This window comes from Nocardia carnea, assembly GCF_029868855.1.
In the GTDB taxonomy this organism is placed as follows: Bacteria; Actinomycetota; Actinomycetes; order Mycobacteriales; family Mycobacteriaceae; genus Nocardia; species Nocardia carnea_A.
This window is the reverse complement of the sequence record NZ_JARWOV010000107.1, coordinates 25484-33042: the sequence shown is the minus strand read 5'-3', so window position 1 is coordinate 33042 and position 7559 is coordinate 25484. Positions and strand designations below refer to the sequence as shown.

Sequence of the window (7559 nt, the reverse complement as noted above, 5' to 3'; positions counted from 1 at the left end):
CCGCGTTCAATCCCACCTGGTTGGTCTCCGCGGCCGAGGAGTCCCGCCGCGCGGACCGGCCCGATTTGCTCGAACTGCGCACCAAGGAACTTGCCGCCTACGCAACGATATTCGACAACCCCGCCGCACTACCGGCAAACTCTCAGAGAACTCCCCAGGCCTGCAGGATATAGGTCACATTTGCGGCAATGTTCGTGACGAGATTCGCCAGATTCAGGACCGCGGACCCGGCTTCGATCATTTTCTGCTTTCCTCCTGATCCGTCCCGACCGCAGCCCAAAATACCCACGGCGGCAGAGTTGGGCAAACGTCCGATTATCCCGATCGACCACCCCGTCGGGCAGGGTGTCAACCGGGCCACCGCGACATTCAGCCGTCCGGAAAATTGATCGGACACGTGTCTCACTCAGTGCGCACGCCCCGGTTCGGCCGGGAGGTACCCGCTCAGGGAATTGCAGCGAAAGAGCTCACCGGCCGTCGGCCGGAACCGGCGCCGGGCACCGGACCGGTCAGCCGGCGACCCGGACTTCGGGTTCGGGACCCGGTCCGTCCGCCCGCAGCTTGAGCAACGTCAGACCCGCGGTACAGGCGAGGATGAGACCGATAACACTGATCACGACATGTAGCGTGGCGATTCCGTAGACCGCCGCCCCCAGCCCTCCAGCGAAAACCAGCCAGCCGAGAACCCTGCCCACAGTCGCCACGAAACCGGACGAACCGGTCACCACCGGCTCCGCATCCGCCTTCCGCGTATCGGGCACCTCTGCCGCGCCGGGCAGATCGGTGGTGGTCTGGTCTCCCATCATCTACTCCTCGATGGCGCCGATCCGGAAATCATGTCGCGCCTACCACTGCGGTGCATCGGCACCGCGGACTCCGGTGTCCCATGCGTCACTTCCGCAACATACGTTATGGCCACAACCCGACGATTGTTACGCAACACAAGCGCGCGACACGCGGCCGATATCAATTCGATACCTGATATACCCGCCGTGAACGGACCTTACACACGGTAACCAGCGGAATCGGAAGGGCGGGGGGTAGTTCCACCGATCACCCTCGATTAAGGTGAGGCCACTGACTTATCACAGGAGCGTCACCGATGGACAGCAAAACGAAGGTCGCCGGGCCCCTGGCCGCCGCCGGTGCGGTATCCCTCGGGCTGGTGTTCATCGGCGCCTGCGGGGTCGGTCAGGAAGACACCTACGTACCGCCCCCGCCGATCCACTCCGGGCCCCAAGCGGTCGAACAGGCGCGCTACGCGGATCCGACCGCCACCACGGTGGACCGGATACTGATCCCGCCGTCACCTACCTGGCGGATGGCTCCCGAACCGCCGCCGCGGCGCACCCTGCCGCCGGAATACCAGATCTCGGTCACCTCGTCGGCCTCCGCGTCGACCGACCCCGGCGATGCGCCGGACAGCGACGAGACCACCAGGCGCGCCACCCTTTCGGCCACACCGGGCCCGTCGCCCACACCGGATCAGGATTCGGCCGCCACCTCGCCACCCGCCACCGAAATCGCGCCGGCGCACAGCGAATCCCCGATTCCGCCGCCCACCCCCACCGGCACCGAGGTCACCCCGGCGGTCCCGCTACCCACCACGACGATCGAGGCACCCGGCGCAGCCGATACACCGGTCGCGCCCGAGGCCCCGGCCACTACCGAGACCTTGCGCGGCGACCCCACACCGGGTACCGAACCGGCCCGTACCACCACGCCTCCGTCGGTACCGGAACCCGGACAACCCACGCCCTTCGGGCTTGCACCCGGGACCACCGAAACCACAGCGCCGGAATCCGGAACCCTCGTCCCGACCATTACGATCGCGCCGGCCATTCCCCCGGGGTTCGGCGGCTGAGCCGCGACCCGTCGGTTCCGCCAATCCCGTGCCGTCAGAGCTCGGCGTAGGTGATCGCCCGCTGGGCACCGGCCACCATGGGGCGCAGCGAGTTCGTGAACCGCTCCGCGTCCACCGCGGCGATATCGACCATCGTGCCGGTATGGATCGCATAGCGGCCGTCCTCGGTGATATCGATCCAGCACAGCACACCGAAAGGATCGGTCCTGGTGGGCCGGTGTACGGAGACCACGAGCTGGCCGATACCGTCGCGCGGCTGTTTCAGTCGTTGCCGGATCCGGGTCGCCACGGTGGGGCCCGCGACCGGCACGGTCACTCGGTCCCGGCTGTCGCGTACGACCTCCGCCCGCGGCGCACGCAACCGCGCTCCGCTACCGACCGGGGCGGCCGGTAGCGCGGCGACAACGCGCACGGGCAGGGATGTGGCCGCCCCGGCGACGATCCGGATATCGCCACCGCGATCCGGCGCGCCGCCCGGGCGCTGCGTGGCCACGACCCCGATATGTCCCACCGAAGCACCGAGCACCCGGGTGATGGAGGCTCCCGCGCCGTCCTGTCCGAATGCCGACACACTCACTTCCGGAGCGGCCAGTACTCGCAGGGCCGCTTCCAGATCGGCGTCGAGAGTGATATCGCACCACTGCCGCAATGTGGGCAGCTGAGCCGTCCGCTCGGCGGAATCCCGGGCCGACAACCGCACCGCCAGCGGGTAGGGGATGCGATCGCCCACCGTCTGCTCCCAGGCCAGCACCAGCTGGTCCGGGGTGAGAATCCAATTCACTCCGATTCGGTCCACTCGCCCAGAACCGGCGGTGTGGTGGGTTCGAGGGTGCCGATCAGCTGCCCGCCGGGCGCGGCTTCTTCCAGGAAGGTGAGCTCCTCGCCGCCGAAGTGCAGGTCGTCGTCTTCGTCGGCGTCCCGTTCGGTACGCACCGGCGCCACCGGGGAATTCGAGCGCACGGCATCGGCCGCCATCGCACCGCCCATCATGCCCCCGATCGCGCCTGCGCCCATCCCGGTGATCGCGTCACCACTCGAATTACGCTGCTGCTCCTCGCGATCGCGTTCGCTGTCGGATCCCGACCCCGCCCCGGCGGGCCGGACCGGAACGGCGAATACGGGCGCACCCGGCGTACTCGCCGGGGCCACCGGCGTACTGCCGCCGGCTACAGCCGGGGCGGTGGTCACGGACGCGGGACCCGGCTGTTGCGTTCCTGCGGCGGTGGTGGCCTGCGGCTGATCTGCCGGGGCAGGCGGTGCTGCGGCCGCCGGGACAGCAGGCGCACCGGGGAGTGCGGGTGTCCCGTAGGTAGCCGGATCGTCTGCCGTTGCTTGCGGAGCGCCCGGCGCGCCGGGCGCGCGCGGCGGCGCGGAGACAGTGTCGGATGCGTACGAAACGACCTTTCCCACCGGCGAACTCACATCGGTGGCGGTCACGGCGGACGAGGTCGCGGAGGTCGGCGCGTCCGGTGCACCCGGCCCAGAACCGGGCAGGTCGGGAAAAGCGGGGACCTGCGATCCGGTCGGGATGAAGGCGCCGAGGTAGACACTTTCCATCACCCGCACCGCGTCCGCCCGCTCACTCTCGGCCGCCTGCTGGGCGGCGATATTGCCGGTTGCCGCATGCGGATCCAGCAGCGCCGCCGGGAGATCCGGCCGGACTCCGGACGGTTCGCCGATACCGGTGCGCAGTGTTTCCGCGGCGTCCCCCGCCTGGCCCAGCCGCTGCCCCACCGTCGCCAGCACATCGGCGAGCTGCCGCCCGGCGGCCTCGAAATCCCGGACCGCCGCGCCGGCGAGTCCCGCCGCGGAGCCACGCCAGCCGTCGGATATCGCGCCGCGTATCTCGGTATGAGCCTGTGTCACAGCGTCGTTCAGCCCTGTTGCCGCACCCTGCCACAGTTGTCCGCCGGTCTGCAGAGCCGACGGGTCCAGCAGCGATACGCCGGCGTGGATCTGCTCGTGGGTCAGATTGTCGAAAACCTCGACAGTCGGCGCGTAATCGGGATCCACTCGATTGTGGGCGCCCCGGAGCCCTGTTCGCGGTAACTCACGCACCGGGCACCCCCGCCACTTCGGGGTGTGCGGCACCGAGCGCGGCCGCAACCTCGGAATCGGCGTGCTGGTAGGCCGCCGCCGCGCCGCGGAAGGTATGCGCGAGCTGTCGCGCCGCGGTCGCGTAAGCGCGCAGAGCCGCTATCGCGTCACCGGCTTTTCCCTCGAAACCGCCGCGCAGGGCCGCCCCCGAATCGAATCCGCCGAAACCGGGCAGGGACAGCGCTGCGGTGAGGGTTTCGATCTGCGCGTCCACCTGGTCGGCCAGCTGTTCGTAGCTCAGCGCGCACCGCTCCGGCGCACCCTCGGCGACCAGAACCCCATCGATCCACAGCTCTCCGTCGTCGACGGCCGAGCCGAGCGCGGCAATCGTATTCGGCTGCATCACCGGACCCCCTTCCTGTTCCGCTGTCGCCCAGCGGCTCTCATGATCGGCGCGCCGGCCCCGCGACGATCTCCTGCGTCCATTGCACGATATCCGCCGCGACCCGGCCGCGCACGCGCTCGTGCAGCAGATCGTGCCCCGCATCCGGGTACTCGCGCAGCTCCACCGAATCATGTCGCCGCGCCCAGTCGCGCACCGCCTCGATCGGTGCCCGCCGGTCGTCGACCCCGTGCACCGCCAGCACCCGCGGTAGCCGCGCGGCCGGTGCGGGTGTACCGCCGAGCGCGCGCTGCGGGGTGCCGCACAGCACCAGTCCGGCCAGGTCGTGGGCGTCCAACACTGGATCCACCGGATACTCGGCAGAGTCCGGTGTCGCGCTGCGCCCGGGCTCGGGGGCCGGTGGCCGGGCGGCACCGAGTGCGGCCAGCGCCGTGATCGCGCCCAGTGAATGTCCCATGAGCGTCAGTGGCAGATCGGGGACGAGGTCGCGCACCACCTCGGTGAAGCCCAGTGCGTCCGCCACCAGATCGGCCAAGCGCGCGGGCCGATCGGGATCACCCTCGCTCAGCCCCTGCCCGGCAGTGTCCAGCGTCCACACCGCGATCCCGCCGGCGTTCAGCCGACGCGCGAACTCGTGATAGTGCCCGCTGTGCTGCCCCGAACCGGGTAGCAGAGCCAGCGCGGCAACAGCCCCGGCGACCGGCCGATCCCGATAGTGCAACCGGCCACGCGCGCCTTCGAAAAACCCCATGATCGAATTCTGGCAAAAGAATCCGGCTGCGCGGCCGGGAGTGCGCGCAGCGGTCGACCGAGCTCACCGCCATGCCCGGCGCACCCGGCTACGCGCCGCGATGCCGATTTCCGCCCCGGCAGGCGCCCATCGTCGGCGCCGCTACGCCGACGTCACGTCCCACGCGATCGACCCGGCCCGTGATCGGCACCGGACCGGCCGCCGGGGCCGCGGCGGCGGCCGACCGGCTGCGCGATTCGCCTGATGAACGCCGGCCGTGACAACCGGCGGCAGTGCCGGCCTTCGACCATTCGGGTGGTCACCGCGGGAGGTATCGGTCACCGACCTCCAGCGGAGGGGTTACGCCTGGGCCGGTTGGGGCGCCGGGGCCGGAGCGGGCGGAGCCTCCGGGGCCGGGGCGCCCGGCTGCGGAGCCGGCGCCTGCGGTGCGGGCGGGACTGCCGCGTCCGGTACGGGGACGGCCGGGGCCGGCGGCTGGTCCGGTACGGAGAACAGGCCGACCGTGGGCGTCATCACGCAGAGCGCGCCGGGATAGTTCACGGTTCCCCACATGGAGGCGAGTACCGTACCCGGTCCGCTGTCGACGGTCTGCGACAGCGAGGCGGTGCCGAACTCGGTGAGATCGTTCAGCATGTCCAGCCCGCTGCGGCCGTTGTTGATATTGATCCAGGCGACCACCAGGCCCGAGCTCTGCGGGATCCCGGAATGCCGCGGAGTGGCGTGGAAGGTCAGGGTGCCGGGGGTGCCGCTCAGATTGACGCTGGGGCCGTTGGCGGTGGCGGCCGCGAAAGTTGTGGTGATCACACCGTTGCTGCCGCAGCCGAAGGTCGGGGCGGCGTAGACGAAGGGGGCGTAGGCGCTGATATTGCTGATCTCGCTGGCGGCCACGATGTCGTGATAGCTGCGCAGCGCGTCCACACCGGGGCGGGCGGCCGGATCGCCGGCGGTTTTTTCGGTGAGCGCGGTCAGTGCCGCCTCGCCGGGCGTGGGCTCGGGTTCGGGTGCGGCGGTCGCCGGAGTGGTGAAGGTGAGCGCGGCACCGATACCGAGGGCGGCCGCTGCGGCCGCGGTTCGCGCGACGATTCTGTTGTGCACTGCTGAACTCCCTATATCCGCTCGCGGCGATGGCAGGCCGGACCCACCGGCAATCCCCCGCCCACCGCTGCAAGTTACCAGCACCGGCGGGACACTGCCGGGTCACACTCCGCTCTCGGCCCGCGTTATCGGCGGCATGCGGCAGGTGTATGTGATGCACTCGACGCGGCAGGATTGCTCAGGGGTGTAAATTCGATGCGGGACAATCGAGACATATTTGGAGATGTGTATGAAATTAACTCTGTCTCCCGACGAGGTCGCCTTCCGCGACGAGCTGCGGAAGATCTACACCACCGCGATCCCCGCCGAGATCCGGGAACGCGTGAAATACGGTCACGAGCTGTCCCGCGAGGACGTCGTGACGGCCCACCGGATCCTCAACGAGCACGGCCTGGCCGTACCGAACTGGCCGGTGGAATGGGGCGGCAAGGACTGGACCCCGATGCAGCGGCATCTGTGGCAGGACGAGATGCAGCTGGCCAGCGTGCCCGACCCGCTGACCTTCAATGCGACGATGATCGGCCCGGTCATCGCTCAGTTCGGCTCCGAAGAGCTGAAGAAGCGCTTCCTCCCGGCCACCGCCAACCTCGACATCTGGTGGTGCCAGGGCTTCTCCGAACCCGACGCCGGCTCCGATCTGGCCTCATTGCGCACCACCGCCGTCCGCGACGGTGACTCCTACATCGTCAACGGCCAGAAGATCTGGACCACGCTCGCACAATGGGCCGACTGGATCTTCTGTCTGGTCCGCACCGATCCCAACGCCCCGAAGAAGCAGGCCGGGATCTCCATGCTGCTCTTCGATGTGAACACCCCCGGCGTCACCATCCGCCCGATCAAACTCATCGACGGCGGCTACGAGGTGAACGAGGTCTTCTTCGAGAACGTGCGGGTCCCCGCCGACCAACTCGTCGGCGAAGAGAACATGGGCTGGACCTACGCCAAATTCCTGCTCGGCAACGAACGCACCGGCATCACCGCCGTCGGCCGGACCAAGGTGAAGATCGGGGTCGCCAAGGAATACGCCGCGGCCACCAAATCCGGTTCGGGCACCCTGCTCGAAGACCCGCTGTTCGCGGCACGGATCGCCGAACTGGAAAACGAACTGCTCGCCCTGGAGCTCACCCAGCTGCGCGTGGTCTCGAACTCGACCGAGGGCAAACCGAATCCGGCCTCCTCGGTGCTGAAGATGCGCGGTTCGGAACTGCAGCAGGCCGCTACGGAACTCCTGCTCGATATCGCCGGACCGGATGCCCTGCCGGTCGGTGCCGGGGATATCGCCTCGCCCGACTGGGCGCAGCGCAGCGGCCCCAGCTACCTCAACTACCGCAAGACAACCATCTACGGAGGTTCCAGCGAGGTGCAGCGCACCATCATCGCCTCCTCGATCCTCGGATTGTGAGGTCAGG

At 69.1% G+C, this 7559-nt stretch carries 8 protein-coding genes; 2 read left to right on the top strand and 6 right to left on the bottom strand.

Features of this window, described 5'->3' with window-relative positions; all coding sequences use genetic code 11:
- Positions 1 to 509: 509 nt before the first annotated feature.
- Positions 510 to 803 carry a hypothetical protein gene (locus tag QH195_RS10065; protein ID WP_280426049.1) on the bottom strand — a complete coding sequence of 98 codons (294 nt, stop codon included), beginning with the start codon at positions 801 to 803 and terminating at the stop codon, positions 510 to 512.
- A 299-nt stretch (positions 804 to 1102) separates the two neighbouring features.
- Between QH195_RS10065 and QH195_RS10060 the strand changes: the two genes are divergently transcribed.
- The gene (locus tag QH195_RS10060; RefSeq protein ID WP_280435161.1) at positions 1103 to 1864 is read left to right on the top strand and encodes a hypothetical protein; all 762 of its coding nucleotides are present in this window, start codon (positions 1103 to 1105) and stop codon (positions 1862 to 1864) included.
- Between the two features lie 34 nt (positions 1865 to 1898).
- Here the strand turns inward: QH195_RS10060 and QH195_RS10055 are convergent, their stop codons facing one another.
- From QH195_RS10055 to QH195_RS10035, 5 genes are all read right to left on the bottom strand, one after another.
- Complete coding sequence (locus QH195_RS10055; RefSeq protein ID WP_280435160.1) at positions 1899 to 2660, bottom strand: ESX secretion-associated protein EspG; 762 nt, start codon at positions 2658 to 2660, stop codon at positions 1899 to 1901.
- Positions 2642 to 3877 (bottom strand): PPE domain-containing protein, encoded by a 1236-nt coding sequence (locus QH195_RS10050; protein WP_280435159.1) that lies wholly within the window; start codon positions 3875 to 3877, stop codon positions 2642 to 2644. Before QH195_RS10050 ends, QH195_RS10055 begins: the two co-directional genes overlap by 19 nt.
- 37 nt (positions 3878 to 3914) lie before the next feature.
- On the bottom strand, positions 3915 to 4304 hold the full coding sequence (locus QH195_RS10045) for a hypothetical protein (RefSeq protein ID WP_280435162.1): 390 nt from the start codon (positions 4302 to 4304) through the stop codon (positions 3915 to 3917).
- 40 nt (positions 4305 to 4344) lie between these two features.
- Positions 4345 to 5055, bottom strand: a complete 711-nt coding sequence (locus QH195_RS10040) for an alpha/beta hydrolase (RefSeq protein WP_280435158.1) — start codon at positions 5053 to 5055, stop codon at positions 4345 to 4347.
- A 339-nt stretch (positions 5056 to 5394) separates the two neighbouring features.
- Complete coding sequence (locus QH195_RS10035) at positions 5395 to 6150, bottom strand: hypothetical protein (RefSeq protein ID WP_280426054.1); 756 nt, start codon at positions 6148 to 6150, stop codon at positions 5395 to 5397.
- A gap of 229 nt (positions 6151 to 6379) precedes the next feature.
- Between QH195_RS10035 and QH195_RS10030 the strand changes: the two genes are divergently transcribed.
- Positions 6380 to 7552, top strand: coding sequence for an acyl-CoA dehydrogenase family protein (locus QH195_RS10030; protein WP_280426055.1), 1173 nt, complete (start codon positions 6380 to 6382; stop codon positions 7550 to 7552).
- Positions 7553 to 7559: the final 7 nt, after the last annotated feature.

Excerpts from the sequence above, each read along its gene's own strand:
- QH195_RS10045 (WP_280435162.1), bottom strand. The coding sequence starts at position 4,304 with ATGCAGCCGAATACGATTGCCGCGCTCGGCTCGGCCGTCGACGACGGA.
- QH195_RS10065 (WP_280426049.1), bottom strand. The coding sequence starts at position 803 with ATGGGAGACCAGACCACCACCGATCTGCCCGGCGCGGCAGAGGTGCCC.
- QH195_RS10040 (WP_280435158.1), bottom strand. The coding sequence starts at position 5,055 with ATGGGGTTTTTCGAAGGCGCGCGTGGCCGGTTGCACTATCGGGATCGG.
- QH195_RS10030 (WP_280426055.1), top strand. The coding sequence starts at position 6,380 with ATGAAATTAACTCTGTCTCCCGACGAGGTCGCCTTCCGCGACGAGCTG.
- QH195_RS10060 (WP_280435161.1), top strand. The coding sequence starts at position 1,103 with ATGGACAGCAAAACGAAGGTCGCCGGGCCCCTGGCCGCCGCCGGTGCG.